Origin of the sequence: Photobacterium iliopiscarium (assembly GCF_003026395.1) — a bacterium.
Taxonomy (GTDB): Bacteria; Pseudomonadota; Gammaproteobacteria; order Enterobacterales; family Vibrionaceae; genus Photobacterium; species Photobacterium iliopiscarium.
Genome location: NZ_PYOO01000002.1, coordinates 268,119 through 292,570 on the forward strand (window position 1 = coordinate 268,119; position 24,452 = coordinate 292,570).

The 24,452-nt window shown below is 39.1% G+C and carries 23 protein-coding genes and 1 riboswitch; of the genes, 7 read left to right on the forward strand and 16 right to left on the reverse strand.

Annotation, left to right across the window (positions count from 1 at the left end):
* Nucleotides 1-10 precede the first annotated feature (10 nt).
* Complete coding sequence (locus C9J51_RS04555; RefSeq protein WP_045037279.1) at nt 11-1,603, reverse strand: Na+/H+ antiporter NhaC family protein; 1,593 nt, start codon at nt 1,601-1,603, stop codon at nt 11-13.
* Nucleotides 1,604-1,707: 104 nt separating this feature from the next.
* Nucleotides 1,708-1,888: riboswitch (Lysine riboswitch) on the reverse strand.
* A gap of 382 nt (nt 1,889-2,270) precedes the next feature.
* Between C9J51_RS04555 and C9J51_RS04560 the strand changes: the two genes are divergently transcribed.
* Nucleotides 2,271-2,666: an H-NS family histone-like protein gene (locus C9J51_RS04560; RefSeq protein WP_045037278.1), complete on the forward strand. Its 396-nt coding sequence runs from the start codon at nt 2,271-2,273 to the stop codon at nt 2,664-2,666.
* 207 nt (nt 2,667-2,873) lie between these two features.
* Here the strand turns inward: C9J51_RS04560 and C9J51_RS04565 are convergent, their stop codons facing one another.
* Both C9J51_RS04565 and C9J51_RS04570 read right to left on the reverse strand, forming a co-directional pair.
* Nucleotides 2,874-3,845 carry a lytic murein transglycosylase gene (locus tag C9J51_RS04565; RefSeq protein ID WP_045037277.1) on the reverse strand — a complete coding sequence of 324 codons (972 nt, stop codon included), beginning with the start codon at nt 3,843-3,845 and terminating at the stop codon, nt 2,874-2,876.
* Nucleotides 3,846-3,860: 15 nt separating this feature from the next.
* Nucleotides 3,861-4,133 (reverse strand): YcgL domain-containing protein, encoded by a 273-nt coding sequence (locus C9J51_RS04570; RefSeq protein ID WP_107180457.1) that lies wholly within the window; start codon nt 4,131-4,133, stop codon nt 3,861-3,863.
* 222 nt (nt 4,134-4,355) lie between these two features.
* On the opposite strand from C9J51_RS04570, the gene minC reads away from it, so the two are divergent.
* From minC to minE, 3 genes are read left to right on the forward strand one after another with little or no spacing between them, the layout of a single operon-like run.
* Entirely contained in the window at nt 4,356-5,057 is a 702-nt protein-coding gene (minC, locus tag C9J51_RS04575; protein WP_045039292.1) for a septum site-determining protein MinC, read from the forward strand.
* A gap of 24 nt (nt 5,058-5,081) precedes the next feature.
* On the forward strand, nt 5,082-5,894 hold the full coding sequence (gene minD / locus C9J51_RS04580; RefSeq protein WP_045037275.1) for a septum site-determining protein MinD: 813 nt from the start codon (nt 5,082-5,084) through the stop codon (nt 5,892-5,894).
* A 6-nt stretch (nt 5,895-5,900) separates the two neighbouring features.
* The gene (minE, locus tag C9J51_RS04585) at nt 5,901-6,164 is read left to right on the forward strand and encodes a cell division topological specificity factor MinE (protein ID WP_045026762.1); all 264 of its coding nucleotides are present in this window, start codon (nt 5,901-5,903) and stop codon (nt 6,162-6,164) included.
* A gap of 52 nt (nt 6,165-6,216) precedes the next feature.
* On the opposite strand, the gene rnd is transcribed toward minE, so the two are convergent.
* The 6 genes from rnd to C9J51_RS04615 form a co-directional block, all read right to left on the reverse strand.
* The gene (gene rnd, locus C9J51_RS04590) at nt 6,217-7,341 is read right to left on the reverse strand and encodes a ribonuclease D (RefSeq protein WP_045039291.1); all 1,125 of its coding nucleotides are present in this window, start codon (nt 7,339-7,341) and stop codon (nt 6,217-6,219) included.
* Nucleotides 7,342-7,493: 152 nt separating this feature from the next.
* Nucleotides 7,494-9,185, reverse strand: coding sequence for a long-chain-fatty-acid--CoA ligase FadD (fadD, locus tag C9J51_RS04595; RefSeq protein WP_045037273.1), 1,692 nt, complete (start codon nt 9,183-9,185; stop codon nt 7,494-7,496).
* 172 nt (nt 9,186-9,357) lie between these two features.
* Nucleotides 9,358-10,236 carry an alpha/beta fold hydrolase gene (locus C9J51_RS04600; RefSeq protein WP_045039290.1) on the reverse strand — a complete coding sequence of 293 codons (879 nt, stop codon included), beginning with the start codon at nt 10,234-10,236 and terminating at the stop codon, nt 9,358-9,360.
* 5 nt (nt 10,237-10,241) lie between these two features.
* Entirely contained in the window at nt 10,242-10,811 is a 570-nt protein-coding gene (locus C9J51_RS04605) for a Slp family lipoprotein (RefSeq protein ID WP_045037271.1), read from the reverse strand.
* A 346-nt stretch (nt 10,812-11,157) separates the two neighbouring features.
* Nucleotides 11,158-11,859, reverse strand: a complete 702-nt coding sequence (tsaB, locus tag C9J51_RS04610) for a tRNA (adenosine(37)-N6)-threonylcarbamoyltransferase complex dimerization subunit type 1 TsaB (protein WP_045039289.1) — start codon at nt 11,857-11,859, stop codon at nt 11,158-11,160.
* Nucleotides 11,860-13,818 (reverse strand): ATP-dependent DNA helicase, encoded by a 1,959-nt coding sequence (locus C9J51_RS04615; RefSeq protein ID WP_045039288.1) that lies wholly within the window; start codon nt 13,816-13,818, stop codon nt 11,860-11,862.
* Nucleotides 13,819-14,024: 206 nt separating this feature from the next.
* Between C9J51_RS04615 and purU the strand changes: the two genes are divergently transcribed.
* On the forward strand, nt 14,025-14,858 hold the full coding sequence (purU, locus tag C9J51_RS04620) for a formyltetrahydrofolate deformylase (protein ID WP_045037268.1): 834 nt from the start codon (nt 14,025-14,027) through the stop codon (nt 14,856-14,858).
* An 82-nt stretch (nt 14,859-14,940) separates the two neighbouring features.
* Here purU and C9J51_RS04625 read toward each other — a convergent pair whose 3' ends face one another.
* Entirely contained in the window at nt 14,941-15,525 is a 585-nt protein-coding gene (locus tag C9J51_RS04625; protein WP_045039287.1) for a VOC family protein, read from the reverse strand.
* A 412-nt stretch (nt 15,526-15,937) separates the two neighbouring features.
* Between C9J51_RS04625 and argS the strand changes: the two genes are divergently transcribed.
* Nucleotides 15,938-17,668, forward strand: coding sequence for an arginine--tRNA ligase (argS, locus tag C9J51_RS04630; RefSeq protein ID WP_045037266.1), 1,731 nt, complete (start codon nt 15,938-15,940; stop codon nt 17,666-17,668).
* A gap of 125 nt (nt 17,669-17,793) precedes the next feature.
* Here argS and C9J51_RS04635 read toward each other — a convergent pair whose 3' ends face one another.
* Nucleotides 17,794-18,399 carry a DUF924 family protein gene (locus C9J51_RS04635; RefSeq protein ID WP_045037265.1) on the reverse strand — a complete coding sequence of 202 codons (606 nt, stop codon included), beginning with the start codon at nt 18,397-18,399 and terminating at the stop codon, nt 17,794-17,796.
* Between the two features lie 171 nt (nt 18,400-18,570).
* On the opposite strand from C9J51_RS04635, the gene C9J51_RS04640 reads away from it, so the two are divergent.
* Nucleotides 18,571-19,005 carry an HIT domain-containing protein gene (locus tag C9J51_RS04640; RefSeq protein WP_045037264.1) on the forward strand — a complete coding sequence of 145 codons (435 nt, stop codon included), beginning with the start codon at nt 18,571-18,573 and terminating at the stop codon, nt 19,003-19,005.
* A gap of 102 nt (nt 19,006-19,107) precedes the next feature.
* Here the strand turns inward: C9J51_RS04640 and C9J51_RS04645 are convergent, their stop codons facing one another.
* The 5 genes from C9J51_RS04645 to znuA all read right to left on the reverse strand — a co-directional run bounded on the left by C9J51_RS04645 (nt 19,108) and on the right by znuA (nt 24,412).
* Entirely contained in the window at nt 19,108-19,350 is a 243-nt protein-coding gene (locus C9J51_RS04645; RefSeq protein WP_045037263.1) for a FeoC-like transcriptional regulator, read from the reverse strand.
* Nucleotides 19,347-21,632, reverse strand: a complete 2,286-nt coding sequence (gene feoB / locus C9J51_RS04650) for a Fe(2+) transporter permease subunit FeoB (RefSeq protein WP_045039286.1) — start codon at nt 21,630-21,632, stop codon at nt 19,347-19,349. The genes C9J51_RS04645 and feoB overlap by 4 nt, the downstream gene beginning before the upstream one ends.
* Nucleotides 21,632-21,859: a FeoA family protein gene (locus C9J51_RS04655; protein ID WP_045037261.1), complete on the reverse strand. Its 228-nt coding sequence runs from the start codon at nt 21,857-21,859 to the stop codon at nt 21,632-21,634. Before C9J51_RS04655 ends, feoB begins: the two co-directional genes overlap by 1 nt.
* A 250-nt stretch (nt 21,860-22,109) precedes the next feature.
* Nucleotides 22,110-23,471, reverse strand: coding sequence for a murein DD-endopeptidase MepM (mepM, locus tag C9J51_RS04660; RefSeq protein ID WP_107249627.1), 1,362 nt, complete (start codon nt 23,469-23,471; stop codon nt 22,110-22,112).
* Nucleotides 23,472-23,473: 2 nt separating this feature from the next.
* Entirely contained in the window at nt 23,474-24,412 is a 939-nt protein-coding gene (gene znuA / locus C9J51_RS04665) for a zinc ABC transporter substrate-binding protein ZnuA (RefSeq protein WP_052667754.1), read from the reverse strand.
* Nucleotides 24,413-24,452 lie beyond the last annotated feature (40 nt).

A 24,452-nucleotide genomic window follows, 5' to 3' on the forward strand; every position in this document is an offset into this window, starting at 1 on the left:
ACGTTTACTCTTACCGAAGTGCAACACCTTTTATCGGCCGACTAGACAACCAAGATAAAAAGAAACACATTAATATAAATGCAACTGTTGCCACTAAAAAGGCTAATGCTAGTGAATCAGTAATCCCTAAGGTTAAAAATCCAAGAGCAGAAATAATAGCCACAGATAATGCATAAGGTAATTGAGTCGCGACATGATCAATATGATGGCAACGAGCACCAGTCGATGACAATATAGTGGTATCAGAAATTGGAGAACAATGATCGCCAAAAACAGAACCCGCTAATACACTCGCTAACATTGGCAGCATTAGACTAATTTCAGTCGCTCCAGCAAGATCGCCAGCAATAGGTAACATTATACCAAAGGTGCCCCATGAGGTTCCGGTTGAAAAAGCCATAATACCTGATAATAAAAACAGGATCATAGGCAGTAGTGCTGGATTAATATTACCTTGAACAAGCGTTGATAAATATTGCCCCGTTTTCATATCACCAATAACACTACCAATACTCCATGCAAATAATAAAATTAAAATGGCACCGAACATTGATTTTGCACCAATCCATAAAGTACTACCAAGCTCTTTATAAGGTATACGTTGGCGAATAACAGGAATAATAGCGGCAATTAAACCAAAACTACCACCAAGACATAATGCATGACCAACATTAGTATTTTCAAAAGCACCTAATAATGAAAATGGCTTACCTTCCGTGATAAGTACTTGATAACCGGTAAACACCATAAAAAAGAACGTTGCAACAATAAGAATAATAATTGGCCACACTAAATCGCCAACACGCCCTTGTAAGCTCTCTTTAATATCAAGTTCTTCGGTTAAATCTTTCGCCTGATCATCAACATCACCACCAATATCAGTACCTCGACCATGACTTGCAGCAATTTCATGTTTCCTCATCGGGCCAATATCCCATTGAAACCACGACACCACAAACACCATTGCTAACGCGAAAATAGCATAAAAATTCATTGGTGCTAACGTCATAAAGGCACTTAATGGCGTATAGTCCGTCACGCCATGTGTTACTAATATGCCGCCAATCAGGGTAATAATATATGCCCCCCAACTAGATGCCGGCATTAATACACACATAGGAGCCGCTGTAGAATCAAGAATATAAGCAAGCTTTGAACGCGAAACTTGAAAACGATCAGTCACAGGACGGGCAATAGAACCAACAGCAAGGCTATTAAAATAATCGTCGACAAAAATGAATACCCCTAAAAAAGCAGCTAACAGTTTTGCCCCACGTTTGGTTTTAATTTTCGTTTGTGCCCATTCTGCAAATGCTCGAGTTCCACCCGATAATGTCAATAACGCGGTGGTCATTCCTAGTAAGAGTAAAAACAATACAATGCTCATATTCCAAGAATTAATACCACCATCAGCAATAAATAATCCTTTAATGGATGTTACAAGATAAGAGCCCGTATTTATAAAAGAAAAATCATTAAGAAATAATGCCCCTAGCACAACACCTGTACCTAAGGACAATAAAACTCTGCGGGTTAAAATCGCCAAACCAAGTGCAACTAATGGCGGAATAATGGATATTAAAGAATGGGAATAATCTATCAAAGTTTATAATCTCTACGATAACCAATTCTAGTGAGAGAGCTACTGTTTGATATAACCATGATGGCATATTAATTTGAGGTAGAAAGAAGGTTAGCCTTTCCAGCCTCTACAGTAGCGCTCCATAGTTATATTTTATCGACTATGGCAGTATTACACTTATTCAATGTAATCCCAGTAAGAATATTTGATATACATTTCTTACTTCGGCATTGGTTCCTTTCACTAATAGTCATCGGTATCACTCTCATATTAGTTACTGATAAACAATGCACCTCTACTCCTTATCATTAAGGATGCAATCAATCATTTTACGTAAATGATTTAAGTTTGCAACACCACACTGCGCAATTATTAACAATAGATATCACGAATAGATTAGTCACAACTATAAATGCTCAACAATAACGAAGTGGTATAACATTTCGAATTTTATTATCATTTAACATATAAAGCGTAGTAACAATAACTAAAACTATTTAGCTCGTATTTATACTTGAATGAAGAAATATTTTATAAATAGACTCATAGACCAAACATAACTATTTTTTAAATAAAGAAATGATTAAAATGTTTTACACATAATGTATAAAAGTATTACTATTGCAAAAAATGTTTTAATGCTGCTATTATTATTTACAGTTAAATTAAAAATAACAGGAAATATAAAATGTCTGATGCAATGAAAGCGCTTTTAAACCTTCGAAGCCTACGCGCACTTTCGCGCGAATATACACTAGAGCAACTTGAAGAAGCGTTAGATAAACTAACAACAGTTGTTACTGAACGTTCTGATGCAGAAGCAGAAGAACAAGCAAAAGAAAATGAGCGTAATGAAAAACTTGCTCAATATCGTGAAATGCTACTAGCTGACGGTATTGATCCAGAAGAATTACTAGCAAGTTTAGCTAAAGCACCAAAAACAAAACGTGCTTCTCGTCCAGCTAAATATAAATTCATCGATGAAAATGGCGATGAAAAAACATGGACAGGCCAAGGCCGTACGCCTAGCGCACTAAAAAAAGCATTAGATGACGGTCAAGCTCTTGAAGAATTCGAAATCTAATATAAAAATATAAATAAAAAAGCCTAAACTATTTAGGCTTTTTTTATATCTACGATCAACCATATGATTACTATTTTACTCATAAATATTCTTACTAAGAATAAAATAATATTAGTATCAAAAATAACAACAAATAAAAAAAGCTAGACACTGCTGCCTAACTTTTCCTATTACTTAAACTTGTATATTGGTCTAATAATAATTACTTTATTGAATACGATCAGCTAATGCACTAACAGCCAAAGCAAAATAATGTGAGCGATTCCACTTTAGTAATGTTCGATAGTTTTCATATATTAGATATGACTTACCATTTCCACCATCAGGTTGAATTAGCCACGCTTGAATATCAGTATTAGGTAATGTGCCTTTATTATTACTCATTACACCTAATTGCTGCCATTGCGCTAATGTTTTCCCTTTTTCAGTTTCCGTACCTTCAAAAGTATCTGCTAATTCTTTTGATAACTGAACAGGACGTCCCCAAGTGTACTCATTATTCCACCCAGAGAGCTTTAGATAATTAGCCGCCGAGGCAAATACATCTGCTTTAGTGTTCCAAATATCCGCTTTACCGTCACCATTACCATCAACAGCATAAGTAAGGTAAGAGGTTGGCATAAATTGGCACTGCCCCATCGCTCCAGCCCAAGAACCTTTCATATCATCAATAGTAATATGACCATCTTGTAATATTTCTAATGCAGCCATTACTTGCTTACGAAATAGTGCTTCACGACGACCATCATAAGCTAATGTTGCTAATGCTTCGACAACATTGTAATTACCTTGAATCTTACCAAAATTACTTTCTACACCCCATAAAGCAACAATAAACCGTGGTTGTACACCATATTGTTTACCAATACGTTCTAGTGCCTCTTTATTTTGTTGATAAAGACGATTCGCTTGCTTTACTTTCCAATCAGGCACTGCACGAGTAATATATTGCTCTAATGACAGTTTTTTTTCAGGTTGATTATTATCAGCTTTAACAGCATGCGCTGTATATTTAATACCTTTAAATGCGGCACCGATTATCGGTTCTGAAATACCCTTTTCACGCGCTTCTACTTTTAACTTATCTACATAGGCATCAAATCCTTCTTCACTGGCAAATGCAGAAGAAGACATTCCGACCCCGATGGCAACAAAAATTGATATCAAACGCTTATACATAATAGCCTTATTTTATTATTTAGCGGCTTTATCAGCCTTATATTGTTCTAATAAATTAGTCACTGGCGGTGGTACTTGCAAATAAAAGCCTACAGTACGTAACGCTTCTTTTACTTTTTCAACATCTGCCAGCGCTAATGTTCTACCCTCTAGTTTAATTACCATTACAAATTGAGGTTTACCAAAGGTCGACATTAATAGTGCGGGTACGTCCGCAAAATCATCTTTTTTATTAATGTAGAGATAAGTATTGTCTTTTTTTAAACTTTTGTAGATTGAACACAACATATAATTAGCCTATTTCATTTATGCGCCATACATTTCAGAGCAAGATTACAAGCAATCATTCACTATTGACTCAGTTTTAAGTAAATAGTGTGAGAAGTTTGTCTGAAAAACCAACGTCAGCGCAAGGATAGCTTGCCCCTAACCGCGAGTAAATATACCATGCTAGTACCTTTGTGATAATGAACTAAATGGTTAATTTAAAATCTTAGCCATAATATACCTATGACCAAGATAGCAGAACTAAAAGGGAGCTCGTTCACGCTCTCTGCTCTTCATTTAGTTGATAATGACATTAGTAAAGTAACTAATCAGCTAAAAGACAAAGTTGAACTTGCACCAAATTTTTTCGCTTCTGCACCCGTTGTTATTGATATATCACAAGTTGATACTAATATTGATTTCGAACAACTAAAAGCAGGTGTTATCGACGCAGGGATGATTCCTGTCGGTATTGGTGGTTGTAAAAATAAAACACAGCAAACACAAGCAAAAGCAGCTGGTTTTGCTATTATGAATGCGGCAAGACCGGTTAAAGACGAGCCATCTGAATTTTTAGCTGAAACATTAGATACCCCAACAAGTACAGATAAAGAACCAACGTTAATTATTCGTACTCCGGTTCGTTCCGGACAACAAATTTATGCTCGTAATCGTGATCTCGTTATTCTCAGTAATGTTAGTGCTGGTGCGGAAATTCTTTCCGATGGTTGTATCCATATTTATGGCACGCTACGTGGTCGCGCTATTGCGGGTGCAAGTGGTGAGCAAAGTGCGACAATTTTCTGTCAAAACTTACAATCTGAACTAATTTCTGTTGCGGGAAACTACTGGCTGAGTGATAACATTCAGGAAGAGTTTTGGGGCAAAGGTGTTGTCATATCTCTTGAAGACAATAATCTCAATATAGAACACCTAGCTTTATAAAAGTTTTAAGAAGGAATTGAGTAAATGGCACGAATTATCGTTGTTACCTCAGGTAAAGGCGGCGTTGGTAAAACAACATCAAGTGCTGCTCTTGCATCTGGTCTAGCACTGAGCGGTAAAAAAACAGCAGTTATCGATTTTGATATCGGCCTGCGTAATCTCGATCTCATTATGGGTTGTGAACGCCGTGTCGTTTATGATTTCGTTAATGTTATTAATGGCGAAGCAAACCTAAGTCAAGCGCTAATAAAAGATAAGCGTGTTGATAATCTTTTTGTATTGCCCGCCTCACAAACACGCGATAAAGACGCGTTGTCTCGTAACGGTGTCGAAAAAGTATTTAAAGAACTAGCAAAAATGGGATTCGATTTTATTATCTGTGACTCACCCGCAGGTATTGAAACAGGTGCCCTAATGGCGCTGTATTTTGCTGATGAAGCCATCGTAACCACGAACCCTGAAGTTTCTTCAGTGCGTGACTCAGACCGTATTCTAGGTATTCTAGATTCAAAGTCTCGTCGTGCAGAAAAAGGTCGTGAGCCCGTTAAACAACACCTTTTACTTACACGTTACAATCCTGCGCGCGTTAATCAAGGTGAAATGCTAAGTGTACAAGATGTTGAAGAAATTCTTCACATTCCACTACTTGGTGTTATTCCAGAAAGCCAAGCAGTATTGAATGCATCCAATAAAGGTGAACCCGTTATCTTTGATAAAGGTTCAGATGCAGGACTAGCCTATGAAGACACAGTTGCACGTCTACTTGGTGAAGATCGTCCTTTCCGTTTCTTAGAAGAAGAAAAGAAAGGCTTCCTAAAACGTCTATTTGGAGGCTAATTGACTATGGCACTGCTCGAGTTTTTTCGCCCTAAAAGAGCGAAAACTGCAAATGTAGCAAAAGAACGGTTACAAATCATTGTTGCTGAAAGACGTAGTGCTGGACAAAAATCTCCAGCCTACTTACCTCAATTAAAGCGCGATATTTTAGCGGTTATTAGTAAATATGTTCAAATTAATCCTGAACATGTTTCGGTAAATCTAGACCATAACGGTGATGAATTATCGGTACTAGAACTTAACGTCACATTACCTGACGAAGAAAAATAAAAAATCCCCGTTAAGGAACACTTAGCGGGGATTTTCTTATCTAACCTAATACTTATTTTTCATCAAGTATTGATAACACTCGTGTTTCAAATAAGCTCTGACGCCAGTTTTTAAGCATTTCAGGACGCTTTTCATCAGCGCGTTGATGTTTCCACGCCCATGATAACAATTGATGGATCTGCTTTTTAGACGCTAAAAACTCAGGTGCTAATCCTGTTGTTTTTTCAACGTCAGTCACCACATCTTTTAAACGCTTGACCATCTGCTTATAGCCCGGAAAATCAACCAAACGTTCGATTTTTTGCGGATAATTTTTAGAATCAATCGCATCACAATCATGCACCATTTTCAATAAACGGTTACAGTGACGCTGAATCTCCATTGGCTCAAAGCCTTCCTTTTCCATCACTGAACGAGATTTAATTTCTAAATGCGCAAGTTTCCACAAATGTAATTCTTTAACAATAAAGTTAAGGGCAATATCACGCTTTCTCGCTTCGCGCACACGCCAAGCAGCCAATTGCTGCAATATCGCTAGCTGTTTTGGTGTTAACTGCCAAGCATTCTTAATATCAAGATACGCTTTATTAGGATCAAGCACTCGTGTTCGACGTAACATGATCGCATTACATTCTTGCTGTAACGCTTCCATATACCCTGCCGCTTCAACTTTCGCTAATAACGTTTCATATAAGGGTTTAAGATAATGCACATCTGCCGCAGCATAATCGAGTTGTTTATCCGTCAATGGACGCGCTAACCAGTTAGTTCGTGCCTCGCCTTTATCAAGCTCTACACCAACATACTCTTTAACTAATGCACCAAAGCCCGTTGAAATACCATGGCCTAGAAATGCAGCCATAATTTGAGTATCAAGCATAGGCACAGGTAAACAGCCAGCATGATGCTGAAAGACTTCAAGATCTTCACCGCAAGCATGAAGCACTTTAATGACCGATTGATCACGTAGTAATGCCCACAACGGCTCCATATCTTCAACATTAAGCGGATCGATCAGTGATAGATATTCACCGTCAAACATTTGAATAAGCCCTAAACGAGGGTAAAGCGTTCGCGTACGTACAAATTCAGTATCAAGCATAACAGCAGTATGCTGACGTGCTGACTCACACCGTAGGCGAAGTTGCTCGGTTGTTGTAACAATCTCGAAATTCACAATGTACCTTTTGATGACAGAACGACCCGTTTTAGAGCCTATTAAATATTTTATAGTAAAATGCCGGCATAAAAGCCGGCATTAGATACGTGCTAGCACAATCAGTTGCTACTATTTTATCAAACCAACATTATATTATGTCAGTAAAGATATTATTTTGTGGCTTGTTGCGCTTTTTTATCCGATTCTTCACGTAAGACACGACGTAGAATTTTACCAACGTTAGTCTTTGGCAATTCATCCATAAATTCAATGATTTTAGGGATTTTATAGCCTGTTAGATGTTGTCGACAATGCGCAATTAATTCTTCGCGCGTTAAACTATTATCACGTTTAACCACACAAAGTTTAACCACTTCACCTGATACTTCATGCGCCTGACCAATTGCAGCAACTTCAAGTACCTTATCGTGCAATGCCACAACATCTTCAATTTCATTTGGATAAACGTTAAAGCCAGACACTAAAATCATGTCTTTTTTACGATCAACAATATGCAAGAAACCTTCATCATCAAATTTGACGATATCACCCGTTGAAAGCCAACCATCTTCGGTTAATACTTCTTTGGTGGCTTCTGGATGCTGCCAATAGCCTTTCATTACCTGAGGACCACGTACTTGTAATTCACCCACTTGATCGATGCCAACCACATTGCCTTCATCATCAACCATACGCACATCAGTTGATGGAACAGGTAAGCCAATAGATCCATTATAGTAGGTTAAGTTATACGGGTAAGCAGCAACTAACGGTGAGCATTCGGTTAAACCATAACCTTCAAGTAAATAATTACCGGTAATTTTTTGCCACTTCTCAGCCACAGCGCGTTGAACGGCCATGCCGCCACCCACAGAAAGGTGAAGATTACTAAAATCTAATTTATGGAAGTCTTTATTATTTACTAACGCATTAAATAATGTATTTACACCCGTAATCGCTGAAAACTGATAACGTTGTAATTCTTTAATAAATGTTGGAATATCACGCGGGTTAGTAATCAATAGATTTTGCCCCCCCATTTCCAACAATAATAAACAGTTAACGGTTAGTGCGAACACATGATACAGCGGCAGTGCAGTCACAATTAACTCACGCCCTTCCGTTAGCACAGGACCATAAGCCCCTTTCGCCTGCATAACGTTAGACACCATATTATGGTGAGTCAGAATCGCACCTTTAGCAACGCCCGTTGTACCGCCCGTGTATTGTAAAAACGCCATGTCATCGCCAGTAATAAATGGCTTAACATATTGCATTCTACGCCCTTTGCGCAAAGCAATACGCATCGAGGTTGCATGGGGCAAATGGTATGACGGTACCATTTTTTTAATGTATTTCACTACGAAGTTAACTAATGTTCCCTTCGGACGTGATAATTGATCGCCAAGACTGGTCAAAATAACATGTTTCACACAGGTTTTTTTAGCCACAGCTTCAAGTGTATGTGCGAAATTAGACACAATAACAATCGCTTTCGCGCCTGAATCGTTAAGTTGATGTTCTAATTCTCGCGGTGTGTAAAGTGGATTAACATTCACTACCACACAACCTGCACGCAAAATACCAAACAATGCAATTGGATATTGCAATAAATTCGGCATCATAACGGCAACACGGTCACCTTTTTGCAGTTTAAGCTCATTTTGTAAGTATGCAGAAAATGCACGGCTACGCTCTTCCAACTTACGGAAGGTCATGACCTGCCCCATGTTGATAAATGCCGTTTGATCTGCGTATTTACGTACAGATTGCTCAAACATGTCGACCAAAGATGAATATTCATCAGGGTTAATTTCTGCCGGTACATCTTCCGGATAGCGGCTAAGCCAAACCTTATCCACGTGCACTCTCCTTATAATTAGACTGCGGTGCGCGCCTATCAACTTAACAAAACGATAATGCTATAAATAAAATAATTAGTTACAACAACACTACCGCATATTTAATTTTGGATTAAATTATGAATATTAGCTTATGGTTATCAATGTTGATACCAAGGACAAAACATCGTAATTAATCTAATTGAATGGGGATAAATGCTCGAATATGACGATAAACATCATTCGAACTTTGTAAATGACAATGATGTCCCCCTAACACCATTACTTGCGTAAAATCGTTAATACCCCATCCATTAACATCACTTTGGCGTAATGTCGCGTAGCCATCTTCTCCGATAATAGATAATACGGGAACTTGAATACTACTTAACAAAGCCTGTGCATGTTGTTGTGCCATTCGATATAAAGAATCACAACGAAGACGAGGATCATGACGCCAATACCAGCGCCCATCACGTTCAATTGTCGCTCTCTTGACAACAGCATTAAGTAACGATGCAGGCAATCGATTTACGTTCGCACGAAGCATTAATGCTTCTTCAAATGTTGCCATTGAACGCTGTTGTAATCGTTGTTGTTGTCGACGATAACGCTGTCGACTTATTATGCCCTTTCGTAGTCGTTCTGCTGCCATTTGAGGAGGTTCAGTTAACGGTGACAATCCTTCAATTAATACAATTTTATCGATATATTCAGGAAATATTGCGGCATAACACCCCGCGACAATAGCGCCAAGCGAATGACCGATAAGATGTACTTTTGCTGGTTTAAGCTGTGTAATCACTTGATGTAAATCATCAATATAATCAACAAAATGGTAATAATTATCAGCACTTTTATAATCAGATTTGCCATGTCCAGGCCAATCAAGTGCAATAACATCATAATCAGTCGTTAACAACGGCCATAATGATGCAAACGTCGCAGCATTATCTTGCCAACCATGTAATAGCACCAATAAAGGTCTTGAGCTACTCATTGCAGTGGTGACATCAATACTGCTACAAGCAGCAAGGTTATACTCCGCTAACGTCAGCGTTATCTCTTTCATAACGGTTATTGTACTACTCGCTCAACAATTCGGCCGTTAACCCCAAAATTAGACATCATTAAATCATTACCCCATCGATCACAATGAAAGGAATGACAAGGTTGACGCGTCCAAAATGGGTCATTCAATTGTACCTGCTGCTCTACTTGCCATAACTGCTCACCGGATACTTGCACCACAGGAAAAGTATATGGGTATTGCCCTATTTTTCCCTGCTCATCACCAGAAAATTGACCAGCAACAGTTAATAGACGGCCTTTGGCATATTCAATCGGCTCTAAAAAACCATGAACATAGGCAATAAAACGTCCTTGAGATTGTGCATGTAATATTGGGCGACCATCAGCAGTTAATGGCATCGCAACCATTTCAATCCGTGTTTGCTGCTGTTCATTACGAATAGAAGCAATAACACCACCAAGACGAACATCTTTACCTTCATTCACCTGAGGGTGTTGCAGAATAACCGTTAAATCAGTAATAGGATCTTTCGATTTCGTTACTAACGTTGCAGGTAAGCTCGCGCAGCCTACCATAAACACTAATATCACCCCAAGAAATAGCTTACCAAACATCTAAAACCTCCATACATTTGTTTAATAACTCGACAAAAAATAACATATCTCACTACTTAATTCCTATCTCTACAGGAATAGTACGTGATCTTATGTCATTAAAAATACAAGCATGAAAATAACGAGAGAGGAAACAAATGCGGTAACAGCTGGCGCTGATAATGGTACAGGAACACGAATAATTACTCTTCGGTACTATAGAATTGTAGTTACCAGAGCAAAAAAGACAGTCATGATGAATGAGAGACGACAATAAAAAACACGAAGAGTGATCAGATATACTGTCACTCTTCGTCTTTTATTCACGCAGCGTCATCAGTGATAACAATGCTGATGTCACTTAAAATTACTCGCGACCTGGCAATTTTTTCCACGTCACGGTATCACGTAAATAAACCGGGCTTGCAGCTTCTGCGGTTACGATTTCACCACGAGCAAAAGCATATTTAGCTAAATGCACCATATCTTGTGAATCTGGGTACAGTACACTGCCTAGTTGTGCATTAAAGGGTAATTGCGTTAATAGCTCAGGATACGCTTCCCAACCCGTACCCGCAGTTAACCATGTATTGGTGTCAGCTTGTACGTTCGCTAATAAAACATCAGGGGCAACCACTTGCTCATTGCCTAATAATAGCCAATCACCATCCGTTTTACGCTGGTATTGTCCCCAGTAAAGCTCACCCATACGCGCATCAATAGCCGTCAATACATGATCAGCTTGATGTAAACGGAACGAACCTTGTGCCATTGCAGCCAACGTCGATACGCCAATCATAGGTAAGTTAGCACCAAAGGCTAACCCTTGCGCAATACCGATACCAATACGAACACCGGTAAAGCTACCAGGACCACGGCCGTATGCTAATGCATCAAGCTGTTTTAGTTTGATTCCAGCATCAACTAACACAGCATCAATCATAGGTAAAATTTTCGTGGTGTGCTCACGAGGAGCATATTCACAACGAGAAATAACATCATCGCCAATCATAAGCGCGACAGAACAGTTTTCAGTTGCAGTATCTACTGCCAGAATTTTGGTGCTCATTCAAGCCTCTGAATGTTGGGTATCGTCACTAACAGATACATTTGCATCCGTTAAATTCGACAAAAATTCGCTAACCCCTGCAACACTTCGCGTGCGCGGAATTGGCGGTAAACTTCTCAAAAATACAGCGCCATAAGCACGAGTGACCAAACGATTATCGCAGATCACTAACACCCCTTTATCTTGAGTATCACGAATCAAACGACCAACACCTTGCTTTAAGGTGATCACAGCATCAGGTACTTGTACCTCGGCAAAAGGATCACCACCGCGTAGGCGACAGTCTTCAATACGTGCTTTTAATAACGGATCATCAGGTGCTGTAAATGGTAATTTATCTATGATAACACAGCTAAGGGCTTGGCCTCTAACATCAATGCCCTCCCAAAATGCCCCTGTCGCGACTAATAATGCATTACCTCGTTCAAGGTATTCCGCTAACAGCTTTTGTTTACTGGTTTCACCTTGCGCTAATACGGGTAAATCAAGTCGAGCACGAAAGCCTTCGGCAAGATCACGTACCATTTGGTGAGAAGTACACAGGAAGAAACAACGTCCTGCATTAGCTTCAATCACAGGAGCCAACAGCTCGATTAATTTATCGGCTAACCCATAGCTATTAGGCTCAGGTAAATGACGAGGCACACACAACAAGGCTTGGGTGGCGTAATCAAAGGGGCTCTCTAATGAAAATTGTTGCTTGGGTTGTAAACCAAGACGATGACAAAAATGGCTAAAATCATCATCAACAGCCAGTGTTGCTGAAGTAAAAATCCACGCCCCTTTTTGCTCTTTCATTCGTTCACTGAATTTATCAGCAACGGATAGTGGCGTTATATTCAAACTAAACTGACGCGGTGTGCACTCATACCAATATGAATAACCAATAATACTGGTATCAACGACCCGTTTTAAACGCGCTTTTAACAACGTTGCTCGTTCAAAGGCTGCGTCTAATAATTGGCTCCGCCCTAACGCTAATTTGAGTACATCATAGATTAAATCAAGGGCATCGTTAAGACGTACTAATTCACGTTTTACCGCTGGTGTTTGTGACGCTTCACGCCAATTACCTCGAAACCCAGGATCGCCTAAAATAATCCGCATTTCAAACGCTGCTTGTTGTAAACGTGCCGCTGCTTTTTGCAATTGGCGCATATCTTTCGCTTCAGTGCGATAACCAATTTCAATATCTTTTGCAAGTTCAATTAACTGACGACTCGACAAATTCTGACCAAAATATTGACTGGCAATATCGGGCATCTGGTGTGCTTCATCAAAAATAAACACTTCTGCTTCGGGGATCAATTCACCAAAACCATTATCCTTCATCGCTAAATCAGCCAGAAATAAATGGTGATTTACCACCACAATATCCGCTTCCATCGCTTTACGGCGCGCTTTTACTACAAAGCAATCATCATAAGACGGGCATTCTCGCCCTAAGCAATTATCATTAGTTGAAGTAATCATTGGGATCACTGGGCTATCTTCGGCAACATCTTCACATTCACCCAAATCACCCGTTTTTGATGAAGATGACCATTGGCGGGTTTTAATCAATAGACTCAGCATAACAGGATCTGAGTGATCGCCATGGCTTTCAGTGATCTGGCGGCTGAGGCGGTCAATACATAAATAGTTTGAACGCCCTTTCAATAATGCCACCCGCCCCGTAAACCCTAAAGCGTTTGCCATTAAGGGTAAATCTCGGTGAAACAATTGCTCTTGTAGATTTTTCGAACCAGTACTAATGATGGTTTTTTTACCGCTAACTAATGCAGGCACGAGATAAGCAAAGGTTTTACCTGTACCTGTACCCGCCTCAACCACCAACTGTGATTGTTTTTTAATTGCATCAGCCACCGCTTTTGCCATATCAATTTGAGGTTGTCGAGCTTGAAATCCGGGAATGGCTTTATCTAACGCACCATCAGCGGCAAAAAATTTAGCTATCATTCACTTCGCACTATTGGTTATTTATACAGTATCAATAAATCTATTATGCCAATTTTATTACTCGACGACCAGCCATGTCCGAGGCTATTTCGCACGACTGAAACAACACCATCAATAAACTATTTGACCCCAACACAGTATAAGCGTCATAGTGATAAATTATGATTTTTAGACGGCGCATAGCGTTGCTGTCATCAGGAATAGACATGGAAAAGAAAACATTATTAACGGAATGCCCTGATAATCTGGGGCTTATCTCCAAAATCACCAATATCTGTCATAAACATCAACTCAACATTATTAATAACAAAGAGTACGTTGATAACGCTAAAAACCATTTTTTCATGCGAACAGAATTAGAAGGCTATTTTAATGATGAAACGTTACTGGCTGATCTAGACCGCGCATTACCTGCGGGAAGCAAGCGTCGATTAATTAGCTCTGAGCGTAAAAAAGTCGTCATTATGGTAACCAAAGAAGCCCATTGCTTAGGTGATATTTTGGTTAAAACCTTTGACGGCTCGCTAGATATAGAGATTGCAGCGGTGGTTGGTAACTACGATAAACTTCAAAATTTAACCGAAAAATTTGATGTACCATTTCATCATGTTTGTCATGAAGGGCTCACACGCGAACAACATGAAACGCAATTACTCGCCGCGATACAGCAGTATTCACCTAACTATGTTGTACTCGCAAAATATATGCGTATCCTCACGCCAAACTTTGTCGCGCAATTTCCGCATAAGATTATTAATATTCATCACAGCTTTCTACCTGCATTCATTGGGGCTAAACCTTACCAACAAGCGTTTGATCGTGGGGTGAAAATTATTGGAGCAACGGCTCACTTTGTTACCAACGATCTTGATGAAGGCCAAATCATTACTCAAAACGTAATTCCCGTTGATCATACGTTCAGTGCTGAAGAAATGGCAAAATCAGGGCGCGATGTTGAAAAATCAGTATTGAGCAAAGCACTTGGTTTAGTGGTTGATGATCGCGTATTTGTTCACGGCAATCGCACTGTAATTCTTTAAAAACAATAACTGATTAATATATGCCACAGCTTAATTTAGCCGTGGCATTTTTTCGCTTAACTTGCAGTAAAAAAACACATACTCACTCTTTTTCGCTTGTAATCACTGCCGCTAAAGAATGTGAATGTAATTTTATGCATATATTGTCTTTTTTAAATGCATAGGTTGGATTGGGTAAGCGTTCATGCTCACCAGCAGGAGAACTCGCTTTAACTTTAATTCCCTTATCAGCCAACTGCTGCCAATGTAACGCTGGAAATGTTGAACTAATTGACTGTTCTAATTGTTCCAGTGACATCGCATTACCAGGAATAACAAACTCGACATGCTCCCACCCTTGCTGTGGGTAAGTCTTACCATTTGGATACGGTAGCTCTAACGCCTCAATCATCCACTCTCCCACTTGCAGCGGTTTATCAAAGCCAATCACCACTATCGGACGCCCATTAATGATCGCTTGTGACCATTCAGTTCCATACGCTAACCATGCTTGATGAAGCTCTAGTGCAATATCCTGCGAATTAACCCGCAATGCAATATGATCTGCTGTACACGATGAGAGTGATATACCGAGCTCATCAGCTAAACAAATAATGCGATTCATAAAAGCAGGCAAATCCGCTAACATTTGCTCTGGGTGTAAACCTAATTGTTTCAGATTTTGCATTTCGCACCTCCAACCACGTAACATTTAATAAACAACGGCATAATTACTCACACTTTCCGCATTATCAATAACTAAACCAGCATGAGGTAGCCCTTATCAGGGCTGAATTTTGGCTTTATTTTAACCTATTTTAAAAACTTTAAAAAAAAATGCCTGCAATCTCTTTTTCCAGTTGCCAAAGTACCTAACTATGTGGGTATTATTAGGGTAACGCACGCTGCTTATCAAGATATTGGTGTTGATACTAAATTAACCCTACCATCAAAAAATACTCACGTAGCTTTGGTCACTTTTTTAGTTAACCAAAAAACACTTTAGCTCCGTGAGTATTTTTAACGGCATATCTTGCTATATGCAGACGTTTTTGCCATATATATATGATTGGCGTTACAAACGATTAAAGGAACAGCAAGTGAATATTCAAGCACTCATTAATAATAAAGTAGCACAAGCATTAGAAGCTGCAGGCGCACCTGCTGGTAGTCCTGCAGCAGTTCGTCAGTCAGCAAAAGCACAATTTGGTGATTACCAAGCAAATGGTGTAATGGGCGTAGCTAAAAAATTGGGCATGAATCCACGTGAATTTGCTCAAAAAGTTATCGACTGCCTAGAATTAGACGGTATTGCTGAAAAAGTTGAAATTGCAGGCCCTGGTTTTATCAACATCTTCCTTGATAAAGCATGGTTAGCCGCTCGTGGTGAAGAAGCACTAGCCAGTGAGCGTCTAGCGGTTAACGCAGATGAAGCACAAACAATTGTTGTTGACTACTCAGCGCCTAACGTAGCAAAAGAAATGCACGTAGGTCACTTACGTTCAACTATCATCGGTGATGCTGTTGTACGTACTCTAGAGTTTTTAGGTCACAATGTTATTCGTGCTAACCACCTTGGCGACTGGGGTACCCAATTTGGTATGCTTATCGCTAATATGGAACGTAAAGAAAAAGAAGGTAGCGATGTTTCAATGAACATCAGCGATCTTGAAGGCTTCTACCGTGAATCAAAAGTGCTTTACGATGAAGACGAAGAGTTTGGCGTAACTGCACGTAACTTCGTTGTTCGTCTACAAAGTGGCGACGAATACTGCCTTAATAAATGGCGTCAACTTGTTGCTATCACACTAAAGCAAAACCAACGTAACTACGATCGTCTAAGTGTATCTCTAACAGATGCTAACGTAATGGGCGAATCAATGTACAACGACATGCTTGCACCTGTTGTTGCTGATCTTAAACAAAAAGGTCTAGCAGTAGAAAGTGATGGCGCAACAGTTGTTTTCCTTGACGAATACAAGAACAAAGATGGCGACCCTATGGGCGTTATCATCCAAAAACGTGATGGTGGCTACCTATACACTACAACAGATATTGCTTGTGCTAAATACCGTTACGAGCAACTTCATGCGGATCGCGTACTTTACTTTATCGACTCACGTCAGCACCAACACCTAATGATGGCTTGGTCTATCGTACGTAAAGCAGGTTATGTACCTGAAGAAGTATCTTTAGAGCACCACGCATTTGGTATGATGCTAGGTAAAGACGGTCGTCCATTTAAGACTCGTGCTGGTGGTACTGTACGTCTAGCTGATCTTCTTGATGAAGCAGAAGAGCGTGCAAACAAGCTAATCGAAGAGAAAAACCCAGAATTAAGTGCTGAAGAAAAAGCAAAAATTGCAACAACAGTTGCAATGGCTGCGGTTAAGTACTCTGATCTTTCTAAGCACCGTACTACAGACTACATCTTCGATTGGGACAACATGCTAGCATTTGAAGGTAATACAGCACCTTACATGCAGTATGCTTACACTCGTATTGCGTCTATCTTCAAACGTGCGAATGTTGAACTAAAAGATCTAACATTCCCTATCGTTATCAATGACGAAAAAGAACAAGCGCTATTATCTAAGTTACTTCAATTTGAAGAAGCAGTGCAGTCTGTTGCTCGTGAAGGCCAGCCTCACCTAATGTGTACTTACCTGTTTGAACTTGCAGGTCTGTTCTCTAGCTTCTACGAAGCATGCCCAATTCTTAATGCGGAAGAAGCTGTTAAGCAAAGCCGCTTGAAGTTAGCTCTACTAACGGCTAACACGCTTAAGAAAGGCTTAGATCTACTAGGTATTGAAACTCTAGAGCGTATGTAATTACTCTTTATTGTAATAGCTACTTATAGCACTAGTGACTTATTTCACTCGTAACTGATAGAAGTAGCGACATAACAAAAAGCCTTCATTCGTGAAGGCTTTTTTAATGCAATAAAATCTAATTATTATTGCCCAAATCGTAATCCACCATCATGTAACCATGTCAGTTCTTTTTTGGTAGATAACCGTCCTTTTACTGCATTTCGATGCGGGAAGCGCCCAAATTGTTTAATTACTTGCAAATGACTATTAGCAAAGTCATAAAAACTATTAAATATCGCGATATTCTCAAGCTGTACATTTTTACGCAATAAATCAAATCGAAACACACTTTCTTCTTGATCTTCTAAATCTTCTGAATGCTCTAATGGTAAATAAAAAAATACACGTTCAATTGATGTAAGTTCAGCATCTTGATTAAGGGCTAAACCTCGCTTACAAATTGCCAACGCTAATAAATCATAACGAAAAGCCGCATTTAATCCGCGATAAATATTACGTGGAAATTGATCTAATAAAATAATTAATGCCAAGCGACCCTGAGCAGTATCACTCCAATGATTAAGTTCACCATTACCTGCCATGCTTACCCACGATTGAAACTGAGAGATAATGTCAGCATCAACCTCAGCTCCACCTAAAAACCATAGTGCATGTTTATTATTACGGGTCACTTCACCGTTTAGCTCACCAAACCAGTAATCAAGAATAAATTGATACTCAGCTACCATTTAAGCCCCCCATTAATATACACTTGAATAACGTTTTTATTGGACAATCATTATCTGCCAAGTAACGATTACGTATACCCAAAGGATAATACCAATTACGTTAAATTAAGCTTACTATAATAAATATTGCTCAAGCTTGTGAGCTAGAATGTACTGTTAAGGAATAATTACATGAGTTTCACTCTTCATCCTCAATTAATGGCAGATACAACAATACTTGGCGATTTACCTTTATCACGTATATTGCTTGCTAAAGAAGCTCTTGGGCCATGGCTGATTTTAGTTCCGCGCTATGATGCACTACGTGAAATTCACCATTTATCAGAACAAGATCAACAACAGTTAATGCGTGAATCATCGGCAATTGCAGCCTTATTAGAGCAAGACTATCAAGCTGAAAAAATCAATATTGGTGCGCTTGGTAATCTTGTACCTCAACTTCATATTCATCATATCGCCCGTTTTAGTAATGATATCGCATGGCCTGGCCCTGTATGGGGAAATACAAAAGGCATTCAACGTAGCAAAGAAGTACAGCAAGCATTGGCTGAAGAGTTACGTCAAGAACTGAGCAATATTGCAGGTTTTAGTGCCATCAACGCTTAGTTTTATTACTGCACTTATTATTACTGCACTCTTACAAGTGTAGGGTATTTGATATAAAAAAAGCAGCCCGAAGGCTGCTTTTTTAATGGATGCTATTTACTGTTAGCGCATAACGGTTACTGACAACTCATTCGCGGCTAAACATCGATACCACACATCTTTAGCTGTTTGGCAGCATTGTGTACTATCGTAGCCAACCAATTCCTTACCGATGGTTCCTTTGCGAACCCAAACAGCAAGCATGGCATCAACACCATCTTCAGACATACCAAAATGCAGTGAAAGCTGCTTACGGCTTACGCGTCCATTATCGGTAATATACTGTTTTAATTGTTGTAAAATCATTCAAACAATAATCCTTCTAGATGAGACTGCTTTTTACCTTGTCGCTTCATCAACAAATAAATTCCGACGTTAATGACAATAAAGAACGCAATCCAAAACGAGCTACTAGCTGGATGTAGTGCAAAATCAGCAATTTGATAGAACAATGATGCAAAAGTATATGCCAATAACATTGTCCAGCCTGCAATAAAGCCAGCAAACTTCTTACCAAATTCACGCACATACGCACCCATTGCTGCTGCACATGGGGTATAAAGTAGGATGAAGATTAGGTACGACATGGCAGCAGCACCACTGACAAAGCGTGATTGAATATTACCGTAAACGGATTGATCAACACCTTGTTCTTCGGCAACAGCCGTTTGATCCTCAAGACTACCCACTTCAATACCAAGAGGATCACTAAAACTTAATGCGGATAAATTATCCCCAATAGAAGCAACCGCTTCTTTTAAGCTTCCTACAAGATCATACTCTTCGCTATCACCATCAAGGGCGGGCGCATACAAACTATTTAACGTACCTACAACCGCTTCTTTGGCAAAAATACCCGTAATAATACCCACTGTTGCAGGCCAGTTATCGGCTTTAACACCAATAGGCTCTAATACAGGAGTCACTACTTGTGCTGCATGTGATAACACAGATTTAGACGTATCTTCATTACCAAACGAACCATCAGTACCGAGTGAATTAAAGAAACTTAAAATAGTCACTACAACCACAATTGTTTTACCAGCACCAAACACAAACCGCTTTAGCTTCTGCCATGTTTTGATAACAACGTTACGGATTGTTGGTAATTCATAGTTTGGCATCTCCATGATAAAGCTATCGCTTGCACCAGGATAAAGCGTATTACGTAAAATCAAACCAGTCATTACCGCAGCAACAATACCTAAAATATACAAAGCAAAAACAACATTCTGGCCATTATCAGGAAAGAAAGCCGCGGCAAATAATGCATAAACAGGCAAACGTGCACCACATGACATAAACGGTGCCATTGCAGCTGCTAACTTACGCTCACGTTCTTGCTCTAAAGTACGCGTCGCCATAATAGCGGGTACGTTACAACCAAAACCAAGCACTAATGGCACAAACGCTTTACCCGGCAAACCAACTTTTTGCATGACTTTATCAAGCACAAAAGCGGCGCGCGCCATGTAACCAGAACTTTCTAATACCGCAAGGAACAGGTATAGACAGGCAATTACAGGAATAAAGGTCGCAACAGTTTGAATACCACCACCGACACCATTAGCAATAATAGTCACTAACCATACTGGTAAATGGTGATCTAATAAGTAATGACCACCATCAACTAAAATTGCACCAAAGCTAATATCAAAGAAGTCTATAAATGCACTGCCTATGTTAATCGCAAACATAAACATCACGTACATTACTAAAAAGAAAAATGGGATACCAATAGCACGGTGTAATAATACGCGGTCAATTTTATCGGTTAAACTATGGCTTAAACGGCCTTCTTGACGACGTACTTTCTGACATAATTGATGCAAAAAAGTATAGCGAACATCAGCCACTTGAATATCAGGATCAACCAATTCCAGCATTTGTCGACGAATAGCACAAGCTTGTTGCTTATGTTCTTCTGATAAAGTGTGAATAACTAACGTGTCATTTTCTAACACTCGAATTGATTGTGCGCGAGGATTGAGTTTTTCATCATGAAGAAATAAGGGTTTTAATTGTTCAACCGCCGCTTCAAAATCATCACCATAATCAAGTAAAAAATCCGAAACAACAACGCCTTGAATCAGCATTTTATGCAGTTTAGATTTAAATTCGCCAATTCGTTCCATGTTATTAGCAGATAATGCAACAACCGGACAACCTAATGCTTTTTCTAATGCTTTAAGATCTAATACCTGTTGTTGACGTTTCAACACATCCATTTTATTAAGCACAACCACCATTGGTCGACCTAATTCGCGTAATTGCAACGTCATATATAGACTGCGTTCAAGCGATGATGCATCAACAACGTTAATAATAATATCCGCTGGCGTTGTTAAAATCGCACGTGATGCAATCGCTTCATCAAGACTATTCGCATCATTAGCACTATCAAGGTTATAAATACCAGGAAGATCGGTAAGAGAAAAATCATCACCATTATGCTGATAACGACCCGTCTTCTTTTCAACAGTGACACCAGCCCAGTTACCTACCTGCTGTTTTGAACCTGTTAATCCATTAAACAGTGTCGTTTTACCGCTATTCGGATTACCGACAGTAAGAATGTCATATTGCATTATTTAACCTCAACTTCTATATCTTCAGCAATTTTTTTACGGAGCGCAATATCCACACCACGCACTCGAACCTGAAGTGGATCACCTAATGGTGCTAAACGAACAACTGTTATTTCTGTATGGGGTAATAATCCCATAACCATTAATTTTTTACGCGTTACTACAGGTAACGCAGACATATTAATCACTGTACCGCTGTGGCCACACGACATTTCTGACAGTTTCATAGCTAAACCGCTACCTTAATAAGAATTATTTTCATTACGATATGGAGGATTTTACACTTTGATACGAAATTAGTCTTGTCTTAAATCAATTATTTCGTGCCTGTTTTGAATATTTAGCTTCAACTAATAACTAACTATTTAACAAAATAAATAACTATTAATGTTTAAAATACTAGTTAATGCCTTCAAAATTTAGCAAAAAAAAAGCGTACCTTTCGATACGCTTTTAGAACAATGGTTATTATTTATTTTAACCCGGCATTTGTGCGCTTAATTGTTTTTTATATGTTTTTACATTACGCATAAATTGAGTACGTGTGCTACCTCTTAAAGGTTCAGCTTGTGGTAATGGCACTTTCATCGCATTAACCGGACGACCATTTTTGATCAGTTCAAAATGTAAATGAGGCCCCGTTGAGCGCCCTGTATTACCGCTTTTTGCAATACGTTGACCCATTTTAACTTTGTCACCCACTTTGACTTGGCGTTTACTTAAGTGCAAATAACGGGTCATATATTCACGACCATGTTTGATCACAATATAATTACCAGCAAGCGAGTGATACTGTGATTTAACTACCACACCATCGCCAGCCGCCAAAATCGTCGTTCCAACAGGAACCGCAAAGTCAGTACCGTTATGTGGCGAACGTCGTTTAGTAATAGGATGCAAACGATTTGGGTTGAATGATGAGCTAATCCGATATGACTGCAACGTCGGTATCCGCTTAAAACCACGGTTCAAACTGCGAGCATCTTGATCATAAAATTGGTCATCCTCGCCACGAGCTATAAAGATCGAATGACCTCGAACTTGGCTTTTATAATAGAAAGCATTAATTTTGCCTTTACCTACCGCTTTACCATCAATGAATTCACGATCTAATACCACCCCAAACGAATCACCTTTACGAGCGTCACGACCAATATTCATCTTCCATTGTAATGCTTTAACCACATTACCAATTTGCGTAGGTGTTAACCCCGCATCACGTGCGGAATTATAAAAACTACCGGAAATACGCCCGGTTAATGTCACAGGTTTAATATTACCTTTTTGTTCTACTTCTTTGTAAATATAACCTTTTTTAGTCAGCGTATACGTATCTGTGACTTTTTTACTGCGAATAATACTCAACGAAGTCAACTTACCATCAGCATCGACTTCCCATTCTAATACTTGTCCAACCCGTAATTGCTGCACTGATTTATTAGCATCAATTAATCGGTACATTTCCGAAATAGGTAAACCATATTGAGAAAATATAATGCCTAACGTTTCTCCCGATGATACGCGATGTTTAGATTCTGTTTCTGCATGAGCTTGTACTAATTGTCGCTCAATCTCATCTTTAGGCGCTTGAAATTGAGGATCATTCTGATCTAAAGAGGCACCCATTGGCTCACTATCAGATTCTGATACTTCAGAAGTAGTGATATTAATCGGTACATTAATAGGAGATGGCTTTTTAAAAGCAGAAAAAGGTATAGCATGTTTGGATGGCTGCCATGCAATAGCAGCCACCATCAAAATTGTGGTCGAGAATAACGCAATTTTATGCTGCAACGATAACATCTTTAATGATGCTACCGCAGCGATATAATATTTCATGATTAATTAAGACACTTACTAAATCGTTGTCCAAGTTCATTAAGAAAGCGGACATATCCTCCCTTGCCCTCAACGATATCTGTTGCCATTGGGTCAAGAGTCCCTATTTTTACATTCGTTCCTTTGGTTACAGACTTCACAACAGCTGGCGAAAATTGTGGCTCGCTAAAGACACAATATGCTTGATTATTTTTTAACGCTTCGCGAATAGATAACAATGTCTTAGCGCCCGGACGACGATCTGGTTCAACCGTAAAATGGCCTAAATTATCTAATTTAAATTGTTGTTCAAAATAGCCGTAGCCATCATGAAAAACATAATAACCTTTATCACTTAACGGTTTTAACTGCTTATTAAGCTGAGTAACCGCTAACTGAACATCTGTTGTGAATGTAGAAAGATTAGCTGTATATGTCTTTTTATGCAATGGATCATACTTGATCAATGCCTTAGTTATGACATTTGCTGCTTGCACCGCTTGATCGGGACCTAACCATAAATGTGGGTCAATTCCATGATGATTATGGTGATGCCCTTCATGTTCAGATTCGTGGTCATGATCCGTTTCATTTTCATGCTCTGCATGTTCTTGATCTTTTTCAGCATAATAGCGAAAGCTAATATCATGTTGTTGACTCAAAGCAATATTTTCAGGCTTTGACGCCATCGTTTTAACCAAAAATGACTCTAATTCAGGTCCAACCCACACTACAAGATCAGCTTGTTTAAGTTTTTTTACATCAGAAGGACGTAATGCATAATCATGAGGAGACGCACCTGATGGAATCACATATTCACTGGTTGCTACACCTTGAGTTAATTCACTGACGATCAGATTTAGAGGCTTAACGGTAGTGACCACATTAAAGGTATCAGAAGCCAATGCAGAACCTGACATAACAATAGCAGTAGCACAACATAACGAGCTTAAACGGTGCATGATTTTTCCCATAAAAATGTAGAACAACAAAAATTATTGA